At 70.9% G+C, this 23,280-nt stretch carries 20 protein-coding genes and 1 pseudogene; 5 read left to right on the top strand and 16 right to left on the bottom strand.

All coding sequences use genetic code 11. From position 1 onward, the window contains the following. Window position 1: 1 nt before the first annotated feature. The 10 genes from HNQ07_RS13250 to HNQ07_RS13205 all read right to left on the bottom strand — a co-directional run bounded on the left by HNQ07_RS13250 (window position 2) and on the right by HNQ07_RS13205 (window position 13,136). The gene (locus tag HNQ07_RS13250; RefSeq protein WP_184112508.1) at window positions 2-580 is read right to left on the bottom strand and encodes a DedA family protein; all 579 of its coding nucleotides are present in this window, start codon (window positions 578-580) and stop codon (window positions 2-4) included. A gap of 147 nt (window positions 581-727) precedes the next feature. Further along, window positions 728-1,897 (bottom strand): Gfo/Idh/MocA family protein, encoded by a 1,170-nt coding sequence (locus HNQ07_RS13245; RefSeq protein ID WP_229831976.1) that lies wholly within the window; start codon window positions 1,895-1,897, stop codon window positions 728-730. Continuing rightward, the gene (locus tag HNQ07_RS13240; protein WP_184112506.1) at window positions 1,894-2,901 is read right to left on the bottom strand and encodes a sugar phosphate isomerase/epimerase family protein; all 1,008 of its coding nucleotides are present in this window, start codon (window positions 2,899-2,901) and stop codon (window positions 1,894-1,896) included. Before HNQ07_RS13240 ends, HNQ07_RS13245 begins: the two co-directional genes overlap by 4 nt. An 89-nt stretch (window positions 2,902-2,990) precedes the next feature. Then, the gene (locus tag HNQ07_RS13235; RefSeq protein ID WP_184112504.1) at window positions 2,991-4,103 is read right to left on the bottom strand and encodes a Gfo/Idh/MocA family protein; all 1,113 of its coding nucleotides are present in this window, start codon (window positions 4,101-4,103) and stop codon (window positions 2,991-2,993) included. Beyond that, entirely contained in the window at window positions 4,100-4,897 is a 798-nt protein-coding gene (locus HNQ07_RS13230; RefSeq protein WP_184112502.1) for a sugar phosphate isomerase/epimerase family protein, read from the bottom strand. Before HNQ07_RS13230 ends, HNQ07_RS13235 begins: the two co-directional genes overlap by 4 nt. Then, complete coding sequence (locus HNQ07_RS13225; RefSeq protein WP_184112500.1) at window positions 4,894-7,380, bottom strand: glycoside hydrolase family 3 C-terminal domain-containing protein; 2,487 nt, start codon at window positions 7,378-7,380, stop codon at window positions 4,894-4,896. The genes HNQ07_RS13230 and HNQ07_RS13225 overlap by 4 nt, the downstream gene beginning before the upstream one ends. Window positions 7,381-7,477: 97 nt before the next feature. Further along, window positions 7,478-8,509, bottom strand: coding sequence for an ABC transporter ATP-binding protein (locus tag HNQ07_RS13220; RefSeq protein ID WP_184112498.1), 1,032 nt, complete (start codon window positions 8,507-8,509; stop codon window positions 7,478-7,480). Next, window positions 8,496-10,394 (bottom strand): dipeptide/oligopeptide/nickel ABC transporter permease/ATP-binding protein, encoded by a 1,899-nt coding sequence (locus HNQ07_RS13215; RefSeq protein WP_184112496.1) that lies wholly within the window; start codon window positions 10,392-10,394, stop codon window positions 8,496-8,498. Before HNQ07_RS13215 ends, HNQ07_RS13220 begins: the two co-directional genes overlap by 14 nt. Further along, window positions 10,391-11,377, bottom strand: coding sequence for an ABC transporter permease (locus tag HNQ07_RS13210; protein ID WP_184112494.1), 987 nt, complete (start codon window positions 11,375-11,377; stop codon window positions 10,391-10,393). The genes HNQ07_RS13215 and HNQ07_RS13210 overlap by 4 nt, the downstream gene beginning before the upstream one ends. A gap of 139 nt (window positions 11,378-11,516) precedes the next feature. Further along, window positions 11,517-13,136 (bottom strand): ABC transporter substrate-binding protein, encoded by a 1,620-nt coding sequence (locus HNQ07_RS13205; RefSeq protein ID WP_184112492.1) that lies wholly within the window; start codon window positions 13,134-13,136, stop codon window positions 11,517-11,519. Between the two features lie 187 nt (window positions 13,137-13,323). Between HNQ07_RS13205 and HNQ07_RS13200 the strand changes: the two genes are divergently transcribed. Then, window positions 13,324-14,361 (top strand): LacI family DNA-binding transcriptional regulator, encoded by a 1,038-nt coding sequence (locus tag HNQ07_RS13200; RefSeq protein ID WP_184112490.1) that lies wholly within the window; start codon window positions 13,324-13,326, stop codon window positions 14,359-14,361. Window positions 14,362-14,421: 60 nt separating this feature from the next. Here the strand turns inward: HNQ07_RS13200 and HNQ07_RS13195 are convergent, their stop codons facing one another. The 5 genes from HNQ07_RS13195 to HNQ07_RS13175 form a co-directional block, all read right to left on the bottom strand. Further along, the gene (locus tag HNQ07_RS13195; RefSeq protein ID WP_184112488.1) at window positions 14,422-16,119 is read right to left on the bottom strand and encodes a VanW family protein; all 1,698 of its coding nucleotides are present in this window, start codon (window positions 16,117-16,119) and stop codon (window positions 14,422-14,424) included. A gap of 131 nt (window positions 16,120-16,250) precedes the next feature. Further along, window positions 16,251-17,510, bottom strand: a complete 1,260-nt coding sequence (locus tag HNQ07_RS13190; RefSeq protein ID WP_184112486.1) for an aspartate aminotransferase family protein — start codon at window positions 17,508-17,510, stop codon at window positions 16,251-16,253. An 81-nt stretch (window positions 17,511-17,591) separates the two neighbouring features. Next, window positions 17,592-18,470, bottom strand: a complete 879-nt coding sequence (locus tag HNQ07_RS13185) for a DMT family transporter (protein WP_184112484.1) — start codon at window positions 18,468-18,470, stop codon at window positions 17,592-17,594. Beyond that, complete coding sequence (locus HNQ07_RS13180) at window positions 18,467-19,075, bottom strand: DJ-1/PfpI family protein (protein WP_184112482.1); 609 nt, start codon at window positions 19,073-19,075, stop codon at window positions 18,467-18,469. Before HNQ07_RS13180 ends, HNQ07_RS13185 begins: the two co-directional genes overlap by 4 nt. Then, window positions 19,072-19,539, bottom strand: coding sequence for a GNAT family N-acetyltransferase (locus HNQ07_RS13175; RefSeq protein WP_184112480.1), 468 nt, complete (start codon window positions 19,537-19,539; stop codon window positions 19,072-19,074). Before HNQ07_RS13175 ends, HNQ07_RS13180 begins: the two co-directional genes overlap by 4 nt. Between HNQ07_RS13175 and HNQ07_RS24085 the strand changes: the two are divergent. The 4 genes and pseudogenes from HNQ07_RS24085 to HNQ07_RS13160 form a co-directional block, all read left to right on the top strand. Then, a pseudogene (locus HNQ07_RS24085) lies at window positions 19,428-19,802 on the top strand (GntR family transcriptional regulator); the annotation flags it as partial. The gene HNQ07_RS13175 and the pseudogene HNQ07_RS24085 overlap by 112 nt on opposite strands. Before the next feature lie 197 nt (window positions 19,803-19,999). After that, on the top strand, window positions 20,000-21,034 hold the full coding sequence (locus HNQ07_RS13170; RefSeq protein ID WP_229831977.1) for an aminotransferase-like domain-containing protein: 1,035 nt from the start codon (window positions 20,000-20,002) through the stop codon (window positions 21,032-21,034). A gap of 43 nt (window positions 21,035-21,077) precedes the next feature. Beyond that, window positions 21,078-21,455 (top strand): hypothetical protein, encoded by a 378-nt coding sequence (locus HNQ07_RS13165; protein ID WP_184112478.1) that lies wholly within the window; start codon window positions 21,078-21,080, stop codon window positions 21,453-21,455. Continuing rightward, complete coding sequence (locus HNQ07_RS13160) at window positions 21,452-22,612, top strand: glutathionylspermidine synthase family protein (RefSeq protein WP_184112476.1); 1,161 nt, start codon at window positions 21,452-21,454, stop codon at window positions 22,610-22,612. Before HNQ07_RS13165 ends, HNQ07_RS13160 begins: the two co-directional genes overlap by 4 nt. 44 nt (window positions 22,613-22,656) lie before the next feature. On the opposite strand, the gene HNQ07_RS13155 is transcribed toward HNQ07_RS13160, so the two are convergent. Next, complete coding sequence (locus HNQ07_RS13155; RefSeq protein ID WP_184112474.1) at window positions 22,657-23,229, bottom strand: cob(I)yrinic acid a,c-diamide adenosyltransferase; 573 nt, start codon at window positions 23,227-23,229, stop codon at window positions 22,657-22,659. Between the last annotated feature and the right edge of the window lie 51 nt (window positions 23,230-23,280).

Here is a 23,280-nt window from a genome sequence, read left to right as displayed (position 1 = left end):
CCTACGCCGGCCGTGTCCAGCGTCGGACGAGCACCAGCAGCACGATCACCACGGCCGCCCCGATCAGGATCTCGCGGCCCCAGCGTTCCATCTGCGGCAGGATGGCCGGCCCGGCCTTCCACAGCAGCGTCTGCCACACGCCCACGTGCAGCAGCGCGCCCAAGAAGCTGAGCAGCGCGTACCGGCCCAGCGGATAGCCGCTGCTGCCCGCGACCAGCGTCATCGGCGTGCGCAGGCTGCCGATGGTGCGGCTGACCACGATCAGCGGCGCCCCGTAGCGGGCGAGCAGGGTGGTGGCGCGCTCTCCGGCCAGCCGCTCGCGCCAGCCGGCCGGCAGCCAGCGCCCGCCCCAGCGGCTCACGGCGTAGCCCAGGAGGCTGCCCAGCCAGTTGCCCGCGACCCCCCACGCGATCGCCGCGCCGAGCGTGGTGCGCCCCGCGTCGATGGCCGCCACCTGCGCGAGCATCGGCACCACGCCGGGAATGCCCGGAATCCCGGCGCCCTCCAGGGCGAGCAGGCCAAAGGTCGAGACGTCCAGCACGGCCGGATCGAGCCCCGCGAGCCACACGCGCAGGTTCACCGGGAACGCCTCCGGCGTCCAGATGGCCGGCCGGTCCAGGCTGTCCGTGGATGGAAACGCACCTCCAGACTGTAGCGGCGACCCACGGAGTGGAACGTCCCCGCCCTGCACAGAGGACGGGGATGCGGGCACGGTGGACCGCTGTGGTCAGTCCGGCGCGCTCCAGCGGGCGTCGGTCCATTTGCGGTCGCTGTGCGAACTCTCCACGGTCTTCTCGATGAAGTGCACGCCGCGTGCGCCGTCCTCCAGCGTGGGGTAGATGGCGACCAGCGGATCGGGATCGCGGCCCTCCTGCCCAGCGAGGATCGCCTCGGCGGCGCCGGTGTACACGTTGGCGAAGGCCTCCAGGAACGCCTCGGGGTGGCCGCTGGGAATGCGCGTGGCGGCCTGAGCGGCGGGGCTCAGGTAGCCCTGCCCACGCGTCAGCACCTGCCGTGGGCCGTCCAGAGGCGTGTACTCCATGCGGTTGGGGTTCTCCTGGCTCCAGCTCAGGCCGCCCTGGGTGCCGTACACGCGCAACCTCAGGTCGTTCTCCTCGCCCACCTCGACCTGCGAGCACATCAGCACGCCGCGCGCGCCGCCCGCGAAGCGCAGCAGCACGCTGCCGTCGTCGTCCAGGCGGCGGCCCGGCACGAAGGTCGTCAGGTCCGCGCAGATGGCCTCCAGCTCCAGACCGGTCACGGTGGCCGCGAGGTTCTCGGCGTGCGAGCCGATGTCGCCCACCGCGCCGGCCATGCCGCTGCGGGCCGGGTCCGTGCGCCAGTCGGCCTGCTTGGAGTCCTGCGCCTCGAGGTTGGTGGCGAGCCAGCCCTGGTGGTACTCGACGATCACCTTGCGGATCTCGCCCAGCGTGCCGGCGCGGATCATGTCGCGGGCGTGGCGGATCAGGGGGTAGCCGGTGTAGTTGTACGTGACCGCGAAGACCACGCCCGACTCCCTGACCACAGCCAGCAGGTCGTTCGCCTGCTCGCTGGTGTGCACCAGCGGCTTGTCGCAGATGACGTGGATGCCGGCCGCCGCGAAGGCCCGCGCCACCGGGTAGTGCATGTGGTTGGGCGTCACGATGCTCACCGCGTCGATGCGCTCACCCTCCGGCCGGGCGAGTTCGGCGTCCAGCATGGCTTCCCAGCTCGGGTACGTGCGGTCCTCCGGCAGGCCCAGCGCCCGGCCGGACGCCAGGGCCTTGTCCGGCGTGCTGGAGAGCGCTCCGGCCACCAGCTCGTAGTGTCCGTCCAGGCGGGCGGCCGTGCGGTGCACCGCGCCGATGAAGGCGCCCTGCCCGCCGCCGACCATGCCGAGCTTCAGCGGGCGGGTCACTGCTTGTCCTTGGCGAAGGCGGCATCGAAGGCCACGTTCGAGCCGGGGAAGTCCAGCCGGCGCACGTACGCGGCGCTCTCGGTCGCGCCGTGCACGCGGTCCATACGCGAGTCCTCCCACTCCACGCTCAGCGGGCCGGCGTAGCCAATGTCGTTCAGAGCCACGATCACGTCCTCGAACTTGATGTCGCCGCGCCCGACCGAGCGGAAGTCCCAGTAGCGCCGGGCGTCCCCGAAGTCGGTGTGACCGCCGAACACGCCCACCTCGCCGCTGCCGTGGCCCCACCACACGTCCTTCATGTGCACGTGGAAGATCCGGTCGGCGAAGGTGCGGATGAAGCGCACGTAGTCGACGTGCTGGTAGCCCAGGTGGCTGGGGTCGTAGTTGAAGCCGAAGCGCCTGTGGCCGCCCACGGCGTCGATGGCGCGCTGCGACGTGGCGAGGTCGAAGGCGATCTCGGTGGGGTGGACTTCCAGCGCGAAGTTGATGTCGTCCGCGTCGAACGAGTCGAGGATGGGCGTCCAGCGCCGCGCGAAGTCCTCGAAGCCGGCAGTCCAGTACGCCTGATCGGTCGGCGGGAAGGCGTAGATGCTGTGCCACACGCTGGACCCGGTGAAACCGTTGACGGTCTTCACGCCGAACTTCGCGGCGGCGTGCCCGGTGTCGATGATCTCCTGCGCGGCGCGCGTGCGCACGCCCTCGGGATCGCCATCGCCCCACACGTGCGCGGGCACGATGGACTTGTGGCGCGCGTCGATGTTGTCGCACACGGCCTGCCCGACGAGGTGGTTGCTGATCGCGAGGCACTGCAGGCCGTGCGAGTCGAGCAGCTCGCGCTTCTGCTTCACGTAGTCGTCGTCTTTCAGCGCGGCCTGCACGTCGAAGTGGTCGCCCCAGCAGGCGAGTTCCAGGCCGTCGTAGCCCATCTTCTTCGCCAGGGGCGCGAGTTCGGCGAGCGGCAGGTCGGCCCACTGGCCGGTGAACAGGGTGACGGGACGGGGCATGGGGAAACCTCCTGGGAATGAAGCGTGTGGCGGAGCTCAGGATAAACCGGGGAGCAGAACCCCCCGGTCACGTCAGTGCCCCTGAGGGCTCACGCCGGCTGGGACGTGGTGAACCATGCGGGCTGGACGTCCAGCGCGGCGGGGCGCTCCACGCGGGTGCGGGGCGTCAGGGTGCGCTCGGCCTCGGCGGATTCGAGGATGGTGTGCATGACATCCAGCACGTGGAACGCCAGGTCGCCGCTGGCCCGGTGCGCGCCGCCCGCCGCGTTGGCGCTCAGCATGTCGGCCAGGCCGATGCCGCGCGAGTTGTCCGCGAAGGGCCGCGTGAGGGGAATCTCGGTCCACTCCTTGTCGCCCTTCAGGCGGATCTTGAGGGGGCCGCCGAAGGTGTTCGGGTCCGGCACGCTCAGGGTGCCCTCGGTGCCGTGGATCTCGATGCGCGGCACGTCGCTGGCGGGCACGTCGAAGGACGTGATCAGGGTGGCGACCGCGCCGCCGTCCAGCGTCAGGTTTGCGGCGACGTGCGTGGGGGTGTTCACGGTGATGAACTCGCCGGCGCGCGGCTGGCTGGTGATCGGACGCTGCTCGAAGGCCTTGGTGGTGGTCGCGCTGACCTTCTGCACGCCGCCCAGCAGCGTGACCAGGGCGGTCAGGTAGTACGGCCCCATGTCGAACAGCGGGCCGGCGCCGCGCTGGTAGAAGAAGTCCGGGTTCGGGTGCCACGACTCCGGGCCGCTGCTCATCATGAACGCGGTCGCAGAGACGGGCCGCCCGATGCGCCCGGCGTCGAGCACCTCGCGGGCAGTCTGTATGCCCGCGCCGAGCACGGTGTCCGGCGCGCAGCCCACGCGCAGGCCCTTCTCGCGGGCGAGATCCATGATCTTCTGCCCGTCCTCGCGCTCGACGGCCAGGGGTTTTTCGGAGTACACGTGCTTGCCGGCATTCAGCGCGGCCAGCGACACGTCGGCGTGCGCGCCGGGCGGCGTGAGGTTCACCACCGCGACGATTTCCGGGTCGGCCAGCATGTCCTCCAGGGTCATGGCCTGCACGCCGTACTCGGCGGCGACTGCGGCGGCGCGCTCCGTGTCCATGTCCGAAACCGCTTTCACGCGGAACAGGCCCAGGTCACGGGCGATCTTCAGGTAAGCGGCGCTGATATTCCCGGTACCGATGATGCCGATGACCTGCGATGCGTTCGTCATTCCCATGTCGAGAGTCCCTCCTGAATGAGGCGCTGGGCGCTGTGGCCCACCTCGGCGAAGACGTCGCCGGCCGTGCGGTCCATTTCCAGCACGTGCCAGCGGGCGGACGGAGCGGCGTGAACGGCCGCGGCGTAATCGACCTTCCCGGTGCCCAGCGGGGTCTGGTCGGCCTCGGGCGTGGCGGGGCCGTCCTTGAGGTGCAGGGCCTTGACCCGGTCTCCCAGCCGCCGGATCAGGGCGGGCATGTCCTGGCCGCCGGTGTGCGCCCAGTACGTGTCGATCTCGAGGAACACCGCGGGGTCGAGGCGCTCGAGCAGCAGGTCGTAGGCGTACTGGCCGCCGAACTGCGACCACTCCCACCAGTGGTTGTGGTAGCCCAGGCTCAGGCCGCGCGTCTGGGCGTGGCGCGACGCCTCGCTCAGCGCGTCCGCGAAGCGCTCCGTGCCGTCCCTGGTGTCCATCACGTCGCGCTCGAAGCCCGGTACCTCGCCGGGCCAGGAGATCACCGGCAGGGTGGTGCCCAGCGCCTGAATCGCGTCCAGCACGGCCTCGGCGTTCGGGCCCATCGGGGCGGCGGTGTGCGCGGTGGGTGCCTGGAGGCCGTTGGCGTCGAGCAGCGCGCGCAGTTCCTGCGCCTTGCCCACCTTGTCGGCGTTGCTCAGGCCGTGGTTGCCGATGCCGAAGGGCTCGATGTACCTGAAGCCCAGCCCGGCGATGCGGGCGATGGTGCCCGCCGCATCGGCGGCGTAGGCGTCGCGGAAGGTGTAGAGCTGAACGGAGAGGGTTCCTGTCATGACGTGGCTTCCTTCCAGTCGGTGCTGAGCGAGAGGCGGAGGGTGTGGGGCAGGTCCAGACTGCTCTGCCCGACCAGCACGTCGAAATCGCCGGCCTCGGCGACCCACGCGCGGGCGGCGTCGTCGTAATACGCGAGGTCGCGCATGCCGACGGGCAGGGTGACGGTCTCGATCTGGCCGGGAGCGAGGTGAACCTTGGCGAAGGCCTTGAGTTCCTTGTCCGGCCGCTCGAGGCGGCTGTCCCGGTCACGGACGTACAGCTGCACGACCGTGCTGCCCGCGCGCTGGCCGGTGTTCTTCACCTGCACGCGCGCGGTCACGGTCTCCCCCGCCCCGACGGTGGCGGCGCTGAGTTGCAGGTTCGACACCTCGAAGGTGGTGTAGCTCAGGCCGAAGCCGAAGGGGAACAGCGGGGTGATCCCTGAGCGGTCGACGTGCCGGTAGCCGGTGGACAGGCCCTCGTGGTACTCCACGCGGCCGCCTTCGCCCGGGTACTGCACGTCCGGATTCAGGGGGTGCGTGGGATCGTCCTTGAGGGACGCGATGAAGGTCTGCGGCAACCTCCCGCCGGGCTCCGCGCGCCCGTACAGCACGTCGGCGATCGCGTGCCCGGCCTCCTGACCGGGGAACCACGCCTGCACCACCGCCGGGACGCGCTCCAGCCACGGCATCGTGACCGGTCCGCCGGTCTGGAGCACCACCACGGTGTTCGGGTTGGCCGCCAGCACGGCGCCCACCAGCTCGTTCTGGCGGCCCGGCAGGTCGAGGCCCCAGCGGTCCACGCCCTCGGTCTCCCAGTCGCCGTTCGTGCCGATGCACACCACGGCGTAGTCTGCCTGCGCGGCCACCGCCGCCGCCTGCGCCACGCTGCCCTGCTCGGGCTCGGCGCGGAAGCCGATCCGCACCGCGTTGAAGCCCGCGATGCCGTTCTCGAAGGTGTTCGGCACGAACTCGACCTCGACCGTGTGCGCGCCGGCCTCCAGCGTCCGGCGGCCGCGCACCTCGTCCGAGCCAAAGCCGAAGTACGTGTCGCCCGGCTGCCACGCGCTCCAGTTGTCCACCAGGGGCTCGCCGTCCACGCGCAGGCGACTCAGGCCCGCGCTGGCGAGGCTGAACTCGTACTCGCCGGCCTGCGGGGCGTGCACGCTCAGGGTCAGGGTGCCGTGGAACGCGGTGGGGTCGATGCCCCCCGGGTACGCGAACCACATCACCTCCGCCTGGGGCTTGTCCTCGCGGGCAGTGACATCGCCACCGGCCTGGGCGCGGTACTCGATGTGCACCGGCACCGTCGGCACCGGCAGGTACTTGTCGTTGTCGCAGCCGACGGCGGTGCTGACGGCCCCGGCACCCTGGGCCTCGCGCAGGCCCTCGAGCGGGGACACCCGGCGGTGCGCGTTCATCTGGGCGCTGCCGCCGCCCATCACCTGCGCGGTGGCGGCGTTCGGGCCAACCACGGCCACGCTCGCGCCCGCCGGGAGGGGCAGGATGCCGCTGTTCTTCAGCAGCACCATGCCCTCGGCCCCGGCACGGCGGATCAGGGCGCGGGTGTCGGGGTACTCGGTGTCGCGCTCGGCGCTGTCGCGCACGTCGCGCGGGCTGGCAAAGGTGCCGGTGCGCTCGACCAGCGTCAGCACCGCGCGGCCGCGTTCCCTCACGGCGGCGGCGGTGGCGGGGTCGTTCTGCGCTTCCTCCAGCAGTCCGGCCCGCGCCCGCGCCGGCCCCGGCATCTCCAGGTCAAGGCCCGCGCGCACGCTCTCACCGGCCGAGTGGGTGCCGCCCCAGTCGCTCATGACCAGGCCGTCAAAGCCCCACTCGCCGCGCAGCACGGTCTCGAGCAGCCACGGGTTCTCGGAGCAGTACACGCCGTCCAGGCGGTTGTACGCGGTCATGATCGCCCACGGCCGGGCCTCCCTGACCACCATCTCGAAGGGCCGCAGGTACAGTTCGCGCATGGCGCGCGCCGGGATGTTGCTGGAGATCGTGCCGCGCTGGTACTCGGACTCGTTGCCGGCGAAGTGCTTGGGCGTGGCGGCCACGCCGCTATCCTGCAATCCCTGCACGTACGCGACCGCGAGCTTGCCGGTCAGAATCGGGTCTTCCGCGTAATTCTCGAAGTTGCGGCCGTTCAGGGCAGAGCGCAGGACGTTGATGGTCGGGGCGAGCAGCACGCCGGCGCCCTTGTCGAGCGCCTCGCGGGCCAGGGATGCGCCAATTTCGCGCAGCAGCGCCGGGTTCCACGTGCTGCCCAGCGCGATGCCCACGGGGTACGCGGCCGTCTTCATGCCGCCGACCAGCGGGCCGCCTCCGCGTACGCCGGCGGGACCGTCACTGACCTTCAGGGCAGGAATGCCCACGCGCGGGATCGCCACGGTGCGCCAGAAGTCCGCGCCGGCCAGCAGCGAGACCTGCTCCTCCAGGGTCAGCCGGTCGAGCAGCGCGTCGATGTCCACGGCCGCAGGGAGGGTGTTCGGGGTGTCGGTCATGGGGAGTACCTCGGGGCGGGGGCCGCGTGGACGGCGGCGGACTGAATCGGTTCAGATACGTCGGGATGATACACGCCGGCACGCGGCCGCGCGTGGATCAGTTCAGCGCGAGGTCCGGATGCAGCGGCGGCGACGCGGCCAGCGCCGGGTCGTGCAGGATGCAGCGCGCGTGGTGGCCGGGGCCGACCTCGTACATCTTCGGCAGGCCGTCCCTGCACGCCGCCCTGGCGTGCGGGCAGCGCGGCTCGAAGGGACAGCCGGGCGGCAGGTTCTTCAGGTCCGGGATCTCGCCGCGCGCGTCGAGCGGGCCGGCCGCGAGGTTGCCCGTCGGCTTCGGCGCAGCGCTTTTCAGAAGCTGCGTGTACGGCATCTGCGGAGACCCGATCACGTCCGCCGCCGGGCCGATCTCGACGAGGTGCCCGGCGTACATCACGGCGATCCGGTCACTCATGTAGCGCGCCCCGGCCAGGTCGTGCGTGATGAACAGCATGCTCAGCCCCTCCTGCTCGGTCAGGTCGATCAGCAGGTTCATGATGTCCAGGCGGATGGACACGTCCAGGGCGCTGGTGGGCTCGTCGGCCAGGATCAGGGTCGGGCCGGCGGCCAGGGCGCGCGCGACGACCACGCGCTGGCGCTGGCCGCCCGACAGCTCGTGGGGCTTTTTCGCGGCGTAGTCCGCGCCGGGCGACAGGCCCACCCGGTCGAGCAGGGCGTTCACGCGCTCGCGCACCTCGCGGCCGCGTGCCAGACCGTGGATCTGCAGCGGTCGGCCCACGATGTACCCGATGGTATGCAGCGGGTTCAGGCTGGCGAAGGGGTCCTGAAAGATCATCTGCACGTTGCGCCGGAAGCTGCGCAGGGTGCTGCCACGCAGGTGCAGCGGAATCTCCTGGCCGTCCATGCGCATGCTGCCGGCCGTCGGGTCGTGCAGCCGGCAGATCAGGCGGGCGATGGTGCTCTTGCCGGAGCCGGACTCGCCCACGAGGCCGAGCACCTCGCCGCGCCCGATGCTCAGGGACACGTCGCTCACGGCCGGCACCTTGGTGCCGCTGCGGCCCACCGTGAAGACCTTGCTCAGGTGCTCCAGTTCCAGGGCCAGGGGCGCACTGGCGGCGTCAGTCGGCGGCATGGGCCACGTCTCCTTCCTTGATCAGCGGCGAGTGCAGGAAACACGCCACGCGGTGGCCCGGCACGATCTCCACGCTGGCGGGCTTGTGCTCGTCGCACTGTCCGGGCATGCGGCTGGGGCAGCGGTCGTAGAACGGGCAGCCGCGCAGTTCCACGCTCAGCGGCGGCGGCCGGCCCGGAATGCCCTCGCGGCGCTCGTTCGGGCCCTCGAGTTCCGGGAAGGCGTTCATCAGGCGGGCGGTGTAGGGGTGCTTGGGACCGGCGTACAGCGCCTTGGCCGGCGCCTCCTCGATGATCTCGCCCGCGTACATGATGGCGATGCGGTCACTCATCTCGACCAGCAGCGACAGGTCGTGCGTGATGAAGATGATGCTGATGCCCAGGCGGCGGCGCACGGCGTCGATCTCTTGGAGGATCTGGCGCTGCACCACCACGTCCAGCGCCGTGGTCGGCTCGTCCATCACGACCAGTTTGGGCTCCAGCGCCAGCGCGATGGCGATGATCACGCGCTGCTTCATGCCGCCCGAGAGCTGGTGCGGGTAGGCGTCCAGGTAGCCCTCGCGGATGCCCACCAGCCGGAACAGTTCGCGCGCGCGGGCGTCCAGCTTGGCCGGGTCCGTGATGCCGTGCGCCTGCATCGCGTCGTACACCTGCTCGCGGACCTTGATGACCGGGTTGAGGATGTTCATGCTGGCCTGGAAGACCATCGAGTAGTCCTTCCAGCGCACCCGGCGCAGGTCCTCGTTGGACAGTTCCAGCAGGTCGGTGCCGGCCAGCCGCGCCTCGCCGCCGAAGACCGCGCCGGGCGCGTCCAGCAGGCGGGTCGCGGCGAAGGCCAGGGTGGACTTCCCGCAGCCAGACTCGCCGGCCAGCCCCACGAACTCACCGGGCGCGACGTCCAGACTCACGTCCCTCACCGCGCGCACGTTGCCGCGCGGCGTGACATAGCCGGCGTCCAGATGGCCGATGCTCATCAGCGGCTCCGGGCCGCCGGACACCAGGCGCGGAGCCGCCTTCCTGCCGCGCCGCAGCACCTTGGTGGCGCGGATCGAGTGCACGATCTTGGGGTTGGTCACCTCGTCGATGCCGAAGTTCAGCAGCGCGAAGGCGGTGCCCAGCAGCGCGATCAGCAGGCCCGGCGCGGCGATCCACCACCACGCGCCCTGGAGCAGCGCTCCGCGCGCCTGTGCCCAGTACAGCATGGTGCCCCACGTGACGCTGCTCACGTCCCCGAAGCCCAGGAACGACAGTCCGGCTTCGGAAAGCACCGCGTACAGCGCGGTGGAGAAGAAGTTCGCGGCGATCAGGCCCGCCATGTTCGGCAGCATCTCCGCGAAGATGATCCGGCCCGGCCGCTCGCCCGACACGATGGCCGCCTGCACGAAATCGCGGTTGCGGATGGCCAGTGCCTGCGAGCGCAGCACCCGCGCGCCCCACGCCCAGCCGGTGAAGGCGATCACCAGGATGATCGACCACACCCCCGCGCCGCGCACGAAGGCGCTCACGATGATCAGCAGCGGCAGCCCCGGCAGCACCAGGAACACGTTGGTCACGACGTTCAGGACGTCCTCGACCCGGCCGCCGAAGTACGCGCCGGCCACGCCGATGGTCGTGCCGATCACGGTGGCGATCAGGCCCGCCATCAGGCCGATCAGCAGGGTCTTGCGCGCGCCGTACAGGATCTGCGCCCACACGTCCTGCCCGAGCGCGGTGGTGCCCAGCAGGTGTTCGCGGCCCGGCGTGGTCCACGAGCTGAAGTCCTGCGAGGTGGGCGAGTACGGCGTGAGCACCGGCGCCAGCAGGGCCAGCAGGAACATCGCCAGCAAGATGCCAGCGCCAGCGGCCGCGCGCGGCGAGCGCCGCAGGATGGTCCACACGCCGTTCATGTGGCCTTCCCGTCACGCACGCGCGGGTCGATGTACACGTACATCAGGTCCACGATGAAGTTGGCGAGCAGCACCGCCAGCGCGATGAACAGGAACAGCGCCTGCATCAGCGGGTAGTCCAGGGTCTGCACGGCGTTGTTCAGTTGCAGGCCCAGGCCGGGGTACGAGAACACGACCTCGGTCAGGATCGAGCCCCCGATGACGAAGCCGATCGCCATGCCGAAGGCCGTGAAGCTGGGCAGCAGGGCGTTGCGCAGCACGTAGCGGTTGAGCAGCCGCCGTTCCGACAGGCCCTTGGCGCGCGCGAAGGCGATGTAGTCCTCGCCCATGACGCTCATGACGTTGTTGCGCATGGTGATCAGCCACCCGCCCGCCGAGGTGATCAGGATCGTCAGGGCCGGCAGGATCGCGTGCCGCAGCATGCTGCTCCACCACTCGGGCGTGCCGAACTTCAGGAAGGGATCGAGGGCGTTGCCCAGCGGGAAGATGGAGTTCTTGAAGGCCAGCACGTACAGCAGCACCAGACCGAACCACATGTACGGCATGGAGTTCAGGAACAGGGCCAGGGGCGGCATGGCGTCCGCCAGCGGCTTGCCCCGGCGCCACGCGCTGTACAGGCCCAGCGCGCTGCCCAGCAGGAACGACAGGATGGTGGTCACGCCGACCAGCCCGATGGTCCACGGCGCGGCCATCTTCACGATGTCCATGACCGGCGTGGGGAACTGGCTGATCGAGCGCCCGAAGTCGCCCTGGAGCAGGTTGCCCAGGTACTTCACGTACTGGCTGAACATGCTGCCCTGGTCATTCAGGCCGTAGGCGATCTTCAGCGCGTCCACCGCGGACGGATCGAGCTTGCCCTGGTACTTGGCGAGCATGGCGCCCACCGGATCGCCCGGCACCAGCCGCGGCAGGATGAAGTTGAGGGTGGCGGCCACCCACAGGGTGAACACCAGGAAACCCAGTTTTCGCAGGATGTATGCCACCTTGCACCTCCGGTACGTCGGATGGTCTAACTGTGCGACGGTCTCACCGCACAAAGACTGTCAGAGACACGCTTTTGCGGTGAGACCGTCAGACTGTTGGACTGTTAGACCACGGCCGCGCGCGTACAGCGCCGCAGCGTCACTTGGGCTTGACGTTCAGGTACATCAGGCGGGCGCCGGTCGAGTCGTCGGGGTTGCCGTAGTTGTAGGGGTTTTCCGCGCTGGGGAAGCCAGTGAACTTGCTGGTGTTGAAGTCCGCGAACTCGCTGCGGTCGGTCAGCGGCAAGAAGGGCATGTCCTGCATGACGACCTTCGCGATGTCGGCGATGGCCTTTTTCTGCACAGCCATGTCGCTGCTGCTGCGGTAGGTTTCGAGCGCCTTGGTGATGACCGGGTTGGTGTAGCGCGACAGGTTCGAGGGCGCAGTCTTGCCGACCGGCGCGCTGAAGTCCGGGTCGAAGCTCTTGTAGTACAGCTGGTAGGGCGTCGGGCCGTTGCCCCAGCCCCAGCTGATGCCCATGTCGTAGGTGCCGGACTGCAGCCCGCCCGCGTAGCTGCTCCACTGCTGCTGGTCCACGCTGGTGTTGATGCCGACCTTCTTCAGGTTCTCGCCGATGGTGGTCGCCATGGTGATGAAGTCGGTCCAGCCGGCGCCGACCAGGATCTTGAATGTGGGCAGCGCCTTGCCGTCCTTGCCCAGGCGCATGCCGCTGCCGTCTTTCTTGTAGCCGGCGGCGGTGAGCGCCTTGTCCGCGGCGACGGGGTCGAACTTCATGGAGCTGACCCCGGCCGGCAGCCAGCTCTTGAGCTGGGCGGGGATGATGCCGCTGCTGTGCGAGCCCTTGGCGACGCCGGCGTAGGCCTTGAGGGCCACGTCGGAGGTGTTGACCGCCTGCGACAGGCCGCGCCGGAAGGCGGCGTCGTTGAAGGGCGCCTTGGCGGTGTTGAAGTACAGGTAGTTGCCGTTGTCGACCGGCCAGTAGAACGCGTTGTTCGGGCCCTTCTTCTGAAAGCCGCCGACCGGGTCCGACAGGCCGATGTAGCCGAAGTCCGCCTCGCCCTTCATCAGCTTGAGCTGCGCGGCGTCGTTGCTGTTGGTGGAGACCCACACGACCGCGTCGATGTACGGCTTGTCCTTCATCCAGTAGTTCGGGTTTTTCACCACGCGCACGGCCTGCTGGCTGTACTGGTCGAACACGAAGGGGCCGGTGCCGACCGGCTTGGCGTTGGGCTCGGTCAGCGGCGACGTGATCTTGCTCCAGATGTGCTCGGGCACGATCAGCACGTTGGCGAGGTCCGAGAAGATCGGGGTGTTGGTCTTGTTGAAGGTCAGGACCAGCGTGGTGTCGTTCGTCGCCTTGGCCGACGCCAGACCGTTCTTCCACAGCGCGGTGGTGTCGAGCGCCGGGTACTGCTTGATGTAGTTGAAGGTGAAGGCGGCGTCCTTGGCGGTAAAGGGCGTGCCGTCCGTCCACTTCACGCCGGGGCGGGTGGTGATGGTCAGGGTGCGGTTGTTGTTGCTCCACGCGTACTTGGTGCCCAGCACCTCGGTCACCTTGCCGTCGAGCAGGTTCACGAAGAACAGCGACTCGTAGATGGTCGAGGCGGTCGCCCCGAGGCGCTGGTCGCCCGGCGCGAAGGGGTTCATGTTCTGCGCGCCCCACTGGGTGGGCCGGACCACGGTGAAGGTCTTCTGCGCGTGGGCAGCGCCGAGCAGCAGGGTGGAGACCAGGGCGGTGAGCGTCAGGGCTTTCTTCATGGTGACCTCCGGGGCAGCGCCGGGCCGTATAGCGCTACAAAATAGGGCGACGGGCAGAAAACGACGTGCTGGAGCAGATTTCTGGACAGGCGTCCAGTTGACGGATTGTGAGTACGGGAGTAGTGTAACGCTACAAACTCCGGAAAGTAAAGGGGCGTTCACCCACCACCGTCTCCACAGGATGCTCATGACCCAGCCGCACAGACCCATCACCATCGCGGACGTCGCCCACCAGGCGCAGGTCTCGGCCATGACCGTCTCGAACGTCATCAACAACAAGCCCAATGTGCGCCCACAGACCCGCCAGCGCGTGCTGGACGCCATCGAGAAGACCGGTTACCGCGTCAACCCGATGGCCCGCGCCCTGGCCGGCGGACGCGCGCGGATGCTCAGTGTGGTCACGCGGCAGCTGAACCTGCCGTATGTCAGCGAGGTGCTGATGGGCGCGGCCGAGGCCGCCGAGACGCTCAACTACGACCTCGTCGTGCTGATGGCCGGCACCCGCACGTCCCCGGACCTGTCGGTCATGAGCCGGCTGTCGGTGGGCGCGCTGCTGATCCAGCCGAACCAGTTCACGCCGCTGGGCGCCGGCGACCTGCCGGAACACGTCGTGAGCGTGGACGGCCCCAGCGCCCGCGCGCTCAGCGTGGACAACCACGGCGGCGCACAGCGCGCCATGGGGCACCTGCTGGCGCTGGGCCACACCCGCATCGCCACCATCACCGGACTGGCGGCGCACGACATCGACCCGCGCAGCGGCCGGTCCGTACCCGACACCGATCGCGACGACGGCCAGGAACGCCTGCGCGCGTACCACGGCGCCATGCAGGCCGCCGGGCTGCGCGTGCCGCGCGGGTACGTGCAGCAGGGCGACTACACCAAGTCCAGCGGCGAGGCCGCCACCCGGCGCCTGCTGCGGCTGCACCGTCCCCCCACCGCGATCTTCGCCGCGTGCGACGCCATGGCCGTCGGCGCGATCCATGTGGCGCAGGACCTGGGGCTGCGGGTGCCGGACGACCTGTCGGTGGTCGGCTTCGACGGCCTGCCCATCGCCAGCGAGTGCAACCCGCAGCTCACGACGGTGCGCCAGCCCCTGCACGAGATGGGCGCGGCGGCTGTGCATCTGCTGGTGCAGCTCGCCGGAGGCCAGCGGCCCGCCACCCCCGCGCCCTTCGCCACCGACCTCATCGTGCGCGGGTCGACCGCGGCTGCGCCCCGCCCCTGACCCGATGTCAAAGCGCACCCGGCGGACAGAGCCTCCGGTTGCGCTGGCCGGCTACCGGGTTCAGCTCTTGGGGCCGATCTCGTACACTGCGCGCCACGGCTTGTAGACGGTCTTGGTCACGTCGGTGCGCACGCCCGAGGCGTCCTTGATGGTGCGGGTGATGTACAGGTTGTAACCGTCGGCCGCCCAGTCCACCTGGTTGACCGCGCCGGGCCGCAGCTTGGGGTTCACGATGTACTGCGCCGGCGGATGCGGGGTGCGCGCCACGATCACGGCCCGGCTGACGGCCACGCTGCGCCCGGTCTTGATGCCCCAGACCTCGACCTTCAGGGTGCTGTGGGCGTTGTCGTTCACGGTCTTGATCAGCAGGGGCGCGCCGGTGTCGTTCTTGAACTTCAGGTCCACACCGGGGTCGTACACGGCCGCCTCGAAGCCCACCTGCGGCTCGTAGTAGCCCACCCGGTAGGAATGCTGGTTGCGTTCGACCACCGGCAGGCCCGCCTGGTACAGCGCGCGGAAGGTGGTGGTGCTCACCTGACACACGCCGCCGCCCAGGCCGTCGACCGTGCGGCCCCCGCTGATGATCAGGCCGCTGACAAAGCCGTTGCCGGCACTGATGCCGCCCAGCGTGTTCAGGAACGAGAACACCTCGCCGGCCGGCACCACCGCCCCGTTGATCTTGGCGGCGGCGTTCGCCACGTTCGTGCGCCGCGCCGCGCTGGAGTGGTAATACGTGCTCGTGCCGACTGTGATCAGTTCCAGCTTGCCGGGGTCCGGGAGCTGCGCCAGGGTCAGGGCCGGCGCGTCGGGCTTGCTGGGCAGCACCAGAAGCGCCTTCGTGCGGTCCAGCACGGCCGCCCGGAACGCCGCGTACGCGGCCGGGCGGTCCGTGACGGTGCCGGGCTTCTCCTTGACCTTCACGAACTGCGTGCCCTTCAGGGCGTAGCGCGCGTCCTGCGCGGGCAGGTCGATGTAGCCGGTGAGTTGCCCGAACGCGACCTTCATGGCGTCCTCGTCGGGTTCGATGCCGTCCGGCCGCACCCAGTACAGGTTGGCAACCTGCAGTTCGCTGAGGATGCCGCTGCGGGTGGTGCCCGCGAGCTGCACCTTGAAGGGCCGCACCAGCGCGTTGCCCTGGTCCACCAGCGGCTGCACCTGCGCGGCCGGGCGGGCGGCCGCCCACACCCGCAGGGGAATCTTGACGGCCGTGCTGTCGGGGGACGCCGCGTAGGCGGTCACGGCGGCGGCCACGTCGGGGCGCTGACCGGCGGTGTCGGGCTTCACGGCGTAGCGCTTGGCCACCTTGTCGAAGATCACGCTGGCGTTCCTGGGCTGCGTCTCCAGGCCGCGCGCCAGGGTGTTCAGGGTGGCGGTCGCGCGCTCGGGCGTCACGGCGGTCAGGAGGGGAAACTCCTGCACCCTGGCCTGTCCCAGCATCGCCTGGAGCCGGTCGATGACACCCCGGTCCGCGGTCGCCTGCTCGGCGGGCCGGAGGCTGGCGGCGGCGTCCACGTGCCAGCCGAGCTGATCGGCCGCGACCGCCCACGAGTTGGCACCTGCCGTGACCGTGACCTGCGGCGCGGCGGGCGCGCGCTCGGCCAGGGCGGCCAGCGCCTCATCGCGGGTCATGCCGCCCACGTCCACACCGCCCACGTGCAGGCCCGGCGCCAGCGGACCGCCCGGCTGCGCCGCCGTCCCCACCGCCAGCGCTCCGCCCAGCAGCGCGATCCCCACAGCCCCTGCGATCCAGAAGTTCATCTCGACCAGTGTAGGAAAAAGTGCGCGGGGATGCGTGTCGAGTCGTCACACTCCCGCGCTCCGGACCCACCCCCACAAGCGGGGGGGCGGCCGGCGGGTCTTCCCCACCGGCCGCCCCCCGCCACGCGCGCTTACTCGGTCTGCTTGTCCTCTTTGCCCTGCGCGAGTTCCGCCTGACGCTCGGCGCGGGGGTTCACGCTGTTCAGCACGCGCTCGAAGGCGGCCACCACCGTGTCGATCTGCTCCTTGGTGATCGGGATGGGCGGCAGGAAGCGCACCACCAGCGGCGTGGCCTGGAGGGTCAGGATGCCCTCGTCGTGCTCCAGCGCGTGGATGTACGGCGCGCTCTTCTCCTTGAGTTCCACGCCGATCATCAGGCCCAGGCCGCGCACCTCGCGGATCTTGGGGCTCTGGATGGCGCGCAGCTTCTCCATGAAGTACGCGCCCTTCTCGCGCGCCTGCTCGGCCAGCCCCTCACGCTTCATGACCCGCAGCGAGGCCACGCCCGCCGCCATCGCCAGGGGATTGCCGCCGAAGGTGGTGCCGTGCCCGCCGGCGGGCATCTTGTCGGCCACCTCGGCGGTCATGGCGAGCGCTCCGGCCGGCACGCCGCCCGCGATGGCCTTGGCAAGGGTCATGGCGTCGGGCACCACGCCGGAGTGCTCGCACGCGAACATCTTGCCGGTGCGGCAAAAGCCCGTCTGGATCTCGTCGAAGATCAGCAGGGCGCCCTTTTCCTTCGTCAGGCGCCGGGCTTCTTGCATAAACTCGATGCTCGCGGGGCGCACGCCGCCCTCGCCCTGCACGGGCTCCATGATCACGGCGGCGGTGTCTTCGGTGACCGCTGCGCGCAGTTCCTCGATATTGCCGTAGGTCACGAAGTCCACGTTCTTGTTGTCCACGGCGTCGCCGAAGGGCTCGCGGTACTTCGGCTCCCACGTGAAGGCCAGCGCGCCCAGGCTGCGGCCCGAGAAGCCGCGCCGGAACGACACGAACCGCTTACGGCCGGTGCCCGTGATGGCAAACTTCTTGGCGGCCTCCATCGCCTCGGTGCCGCTGTTGCACAGGAACACGCGGTCGAGGCCCTGCGGCAGCGCGGCCACGAGTTCGGCCAGGAACTCGGCGCGCTTGTCGTTCGGCAGGGTCTGCGGCATCACGGTCAGGCGCTCGGCCTGCTCCTTGATGGCCCGCACCACGTCGGGGTGGCTGTGCCCGATGTTCGCCACGCCGTAGCCGGCGACGCAGTCGATGTACGACCGGCCGGTCTCGTCCCACACGGTGGCGGCCAGGCCGCGGGTCATGACGACGTGGTGCTTGTTGTACACGCCGCTGTCGTACTTCAGTTCGGCGTCCAGCCACTTGCTCTGCGTTGTTGCGTCTGAGGTTGTCATAGCAAAGCCCTCCTCGGGTCGTGCGCTCAGTGTAGGCGCTGGGGTTGTGGGCGTCATGGCCGGTGTCCAGCCCGCCCGATCTCAGGTCGGGACGGCCGCGCGGGGCTGGCGGGGCGGCGCGTTGATCAGGCCCAGACCCGCGAGCACCACGATGACTCCGGCCAGCGACACCACGCCGACGGGTTCTCCGGCCAGCGCGCCCCAGCCCAGGCCCCACACCGGCAGCGCGTACGTGACGGCCGTGAGCTGTGTGGGCGACACGCGCGCGAGCAGGCCGTAGTACAGCAGGTACGCCAGGCCACTGCCCGCCACGCCGAGCACGACCACCGACAGCACCGCGCGCGACGTGAGTGCGGCCGGGTGCGGGCCGGCCAGCGCGACGGGCAGCAGGATCAGCGCGCTCAGACCGAGTTGCGTGGTCGCCAGCCCCACCGGATCGCAGCCCGCCAGCGTGCGCCCCGCGATGGTCGTGGCGACCGCGTAGCCCGCGCTGGCGATCAGCAGCACGCTCACGCCCAGCACGGTGGCGTGTCCGCCTCCCATTCCACCGGATACGGTCAGGGCCACCCCGCCCAGGCCCAGCAGCACGCCCGCCGCCACCCAGCCGCGCAGCCGCGACTCGCGCAGGCCCAGGCCGATCAGCAGCGCGAACAGCGGCGTGGTCGCGTTGATGATGGCCGCGACGCTGCTGCTCACGGTCTGCTCGCCCCACGCGAAGAACGTCCACGGCAACACGTTGTTGAACAGCGCCACCAGCAGCAGCGGTTTCCACAGCCGCAGCGGCGGCAGCGAGCGGCCGCCCAGCCGCAGCGCGGCGATCAGCACGGTCGCCCCGCACACCGAGCGCAGCAGCGCCACCCACACGGGCGGGAACACCTCGCCCGAGTAGCGGATCAGCAGGAACGACACGCCCCAGAACGCGGACAGCAGGACCATCTGAAACGCGTCCTTGCGGGTCATGCGGTCATTCCAGTTCCGGTCCACCGGTAGTCCATCTGCCGGGCGGTGCGCTCGGCCAGGTCACGCGAGTGCAGGCGCTCGACGAGGTGCAGCGTGAGATCGATGCCGGCACTGATGCCGCCGGAGGTGAGCACGTCTCCCCCGTCCACCCAGGACACGTCCGGGATGACCGTCAGCGCGGGGAACTGCCGGGCGAGGTCCGCCTGGTCCTCCCAGTGGGTCGTGACGCGGCGGCCGTCCAGCAGCCCCGCCTGCGCGAGCACGAAGGCGCCGGTGCAGATCGAGGCGGTGAGTTCCGCGCTGGCCGCCTGTGCCCTGACCCACGCGACCACCTGCGGATCGCCCTGCACGGCGTCCACCACGCCGCCCGGCACCAGCAGCACGTCCAGCGGCGGGTGCGCCGTCAGCGTGGCCTGCGGCAGCACCCGCAGCCCGCCCCGCGCGGATACAGGCTGGAGATCGCGGGCGATCAGCACCGGCGCGAAGGGGGCGTCCTCGCCATTCCGCACGGCCAGGCGCGACGCGACGCTGAGCACCTCGAAAGGCCCCCCAAGGTCAAGCACCTCAATGTCGTCGAAGATCAGGATGCCGACGGTGCGGGTCACGCCGGACCTGCGGCCAGGGCCTTGCTGAAGTGGTGGGCGCTGATGTTGAGGCCGTGAGCGTGGTACAGCCGGTGGGCGGCGCGGCGGTCCTCGCCCGTGCCGGAGTCGAGGTGCAGCGCCGCACAGCCAGAGCGCCGGGCCTCGTCGTCCAGCCACGCCAGCAGCGCTCCGGCGTGTCCTCGGCCACAGGCGTCCGGCACGGTGCTGAGGTCGTCCACGAACAGCACGCGGCCCTGCCACAGCGTCGTGAGGACTCGCCAGCCCGCGACGGCGGCGGCCTCCGGGCGGCCCGGCTCGAAGGCGCCGGTCAGGCAGTAGCCCTCGGGCGCCGCGGCGCGCAGGTGCGCCTGCAATGCCGCGGCGCTCACGGTCGCGGGCGAGGCCGGCCGCAGCTCGCGCAGCGCGGGCAGGGCCAGCGCGGCGTCCTCGGGGAGCAGGAATCGGATGGAGCGGAGCTCGGGCATGGTCGTACACTAGCCGCATGGTGGCCCCCCGCACAGCTCCACTGCCGGCACCCTTCAGCAGTCCACTTCGGGGCGGCCGGGCGGACGACCTGCCCTTCCCCGTGACGCTGAGGAGGGGCAGTGGCGGGCCGCTGCACGCGCAGCTCGCGGGGCAACTGCGCGCGGCGGTGCTGTCCGGGGCGCTGCCCGGCGGCTCGGCGCTGCCCGGCACCCGCACCCTGGCGGCCGCGCTGGGCGTGACGCGCGGCGTGGTCGCCGACGCCTACGCCACGCTGGTCGCGGACGGCACGCTGGAGGCCACGGTGGGGCGCGGCACGCTGGTGCCGGTCGGCGCGGCGCAGGGGCCCCAGGTGCCGGGTTCCAGCGGCCCCGCGTGGCTGCCGGCGTTCCACGCGCCTCCCGTGGACGGCCCAGGCCGGAGGGCGGCATCGTCTTCCGGACCGGCGTCACCGCGACCCGCATGCTGGACGCGCGCGCGTGGCGACAGGCGTGGGCGGCGGCGGCCCGCGCCCCGGTGGGGGGCGACTACGGCGACCCGGCCGGCGAGCCGGAGCTGCGCGCGGCGCTGTCGGCCTTCGTGGCGCGGCAGCGCGGGCTGGCGGTGGGCGCGGAGAACGTGGTCGTCACGGCGGGCGCGCTGCACGCCCTGAACGTGATCGTGCGCGCGCTGCTGCCGCCCGGCTCGGCAGCGCTGTTCGAGGAGCCCGGTTACCGCGCTGCCCGGCAGGTGCTGCTGGACGCCGGGCACACGGTCATTCCCGTGCCGGTGGACGACGGCGGCCTGAGCATCGGCCCCGACTCGCCCCCGGCGCGGCTGGCCTACGTGACGCCCAGCCACCAGTTCCCGCTGGGCGGCCGCATGAGCCTGCCCCGGCGGCTGGCGCTGCTGGAGTGGGCACGCCGCCACGACGCCTTGATCGTCGAGGACGACTACGACGGCGAATTCCGCTACGACGCGCCGCCCCTGCCGACCCTGGCCAGCCTGGACGCGGGGGGCGGGCGGGTCCTGTACCTGGGGACGCTCAGCAAGGTGCTCGCTCCGGCCGTCCGCACGGGTTTCCTGACCGCGCCGCCCGCCCTGGTCCCGGCGCTGGTACGGGCGCGGACCCTGCTGGACTTCGGGCATCCGCTGCCGGTGCAGCGGGCGGTGACGTGGCTGCTCGCGGGCGGACACGTGGACCGGCACGTCCGGCGCGCCCGGCGCTGGCACTCGCAGGTGCGCACGGCCCTGACAGAGGAACTGGCGCCGCTGGCTCCGCGCGCCACGCTGGGCGGCATCGAGGCCGGCCTGCACGTCTGCTTGCACCTGCACGGCGACCTGGACGCCCGTGAGGTGGCGGCCCGTCTGGCAGCGCGGGAAGTGCACGCGGTCACGCTGGACACCTACGCCATGCGGCCGGTCACGTCACAGGCGCTGGTGCTGGGCTTCGGCGGCCTGACGGTCGACGAGGCGCGGCGCGGCGCCCGCGTGATCCGGGGGGTGCTGGCCCCCTGAAGGGCGCGGCAACCCGGACGCCGCTGGCCCCGTACTGAGAAGCATGAGGACGAAGACCTTCCACCTCCCCCTCCTCGCTGCGCTGCCCGCCGTGCTCGCCGCGTGCGGGCCGGGCGGGGTGGACACGGCCGGCTACAACCGCTGGTCGTACACGAGTTACCAGCAGTGCCTCGACGCGAACCGCGCGCTGCTCACGCAGGGCCTGTCCAATCCGTGCCAGCGCAGCGGCAGCACGTATTTCGGGCCCTACATCCGGGTCTTCAATGGCAGCCGGCAGTATCTGGGCTACGACGGCAGCGGCAAGACCGTGGCGGGCGGCGTGACCTACGACCCGGTGAGGGGCAGCTACGGCACGTTCCGCGCGCCCGTGTCGCGCGGCGGGTTCCTCGGCTCGTCGCGCAGCGGCAGTTTCGGCGGATGAGGCGGCTGACCTTCGCGCCGCGCCCCGGGTGGGAGGAGCGGCTGCGCGACGTGGGCTTCACGTGGTACGCGGCCACGCCGGAGCACCCCGTGCCGTACTGGGGCGAGGACGTGGCCTACGCCTTCACGCCCGCCGAGATCGAGGTGATCCGCACGGCGTCGCAGGACCTGACTCGGCTGGTGCTGGACGCGACCGGGCACGCCATCGAGACCGGGCGGCTGGCCGAGCTGGGCATCCCCGCGTTCCTGCACGCCGCCGTGCGCGAGTCGTGGGAGCGCGACGACCCGAGCGTCTACATGCGGCTGGACATCGCCTACGACGGGCAGACCGTGACGCTGCTGGAGGTCAACGCCCAGACGCCCACCAGCCTAGTCGAGGCGGCCGTGTGCCAGTGGCAGTGGCTGGACGACCGCCGGGCGCGGGGCGAGCTGCCCGCCGGGGCCGCCCAGTGGAACACCATCCACGAGGGCCTGGGCGAGCAGTGGGCGCACGTGGTCCGGGCGCGCGGCGTGGGCCACGTGCACTTCAGCGCGGCGGAGGTAGACGAGGACATCGCCACCGTCACGTACCTGCGCGATCTGGCCGAGGCCGCCGGCGCGAGCACCACGTACCTGTCCGTGGCTCAGCTCGGCACCAGCCCCGACGCGGACACGCTGCTGGACACCTTCAGCCTGCCCATCCGGCACCTGCTGTGGCTGTGGCCCTTCGAGTTCGCGTGGGACTCGCCGGACGCGGCGTTCCTGGCCAGCACGCGCACCCGCTTCATCGAGCCGCTGTGGAAGGCCGTGACCGGCAGCAAGGGCTTGCTCGCCCTGCTGCACGAACTGAACCCCGGCCATCCGAATCTGCTGCCCGCCACCCTGGCGCCCGGCGCGCTGGGCGGCGACGTCGTGCGCAAACCCCTGTACTCGCGCGAGGGCCAGAACGTGCAGCTGCCCGGCCAGCCCGTCACGGCCGGCGACTACGCCGGACTGCCCGTGGTCGAGCAGGCGTACACCCACCTGCCCACCTTCGATGCCCCGGACGGCCCCCGGTACCCCGTGCTGGGCGTGTGGATCGCCGGCGACGAGGTCTGCGGCCTGGGCATCCGCGAGGGCCGCGGCCGCGTGACGGACAACCGGGCGACCTTCGCGCCCCACGTGATCCTGAAGGAGTGAGGGGCTAACGGTCGACCAGGCGGACGGTCAGACCGTCGGCGCCCTCACCTCCGGCCCTTCACCAGCCACGCGTGCTCCTCGATCCCGGCCGCCTGGTTCGCGGCGCGGGCCATCACGAACAGCAGGTCCGACAGGCGGTTGAGGTACACCTGCACGTCCGCGTTGGCGTCCTCCTCGTGCAGCAGCCGGATGACCTCGCGCTCGGCGCGGCGGGCCACCGTGCGCGCCACGTGCAGGGCGGCGGCGGCGGGCGTGCCGCCGGGATGCACGAAGCCCGTGAAGGGCGGCGCCGCGTCCTGGTAGCGGTCGATCATCGCCTCGACGAAGGCCACGTCCTGCGCGTCCATGCGGGTGATCTTCGCCTCGTAGGGCGTGCCCGTCCGGGTGGCAAGGTCGGCACCGACGTCGAACAGGGCGTTCTGGAGGTACTCCAGGTCCGCGTCGAGGGCCGGGTCCGGCTTGTGGCTGCGGGTGTTGTGCGCCCGCGCCAGCCCGATGGCAGAGTTCAGTTCGTCCACCGTGCCGTACGCCTCGACGCGGATGTTCGCCTTGCTGACCCGGTCGGCGCCGTACAGGCCCGTGGTGCCGCCGTCGCCGGTCTTGGTGTAGAGCTTCATGAAGCACAGCCTAGAGCAGAGAGCGGCGGGCAGAGAGCACCACTTCTCGCT

It is taken from the genome of Deinococcus metalli, assembly GCF_014201805.1.
GTDB lineage: Bacteria > Deinococcota > Deinococci > Deinococcales > Deinococcaceae > Deinococcus > Deinococcus metalli.
The sequence above is the reverse complement of the archived record's forward strand: the minus strand, read 5'-3'. Positions and strand labels throughout refer to the sequence as shown.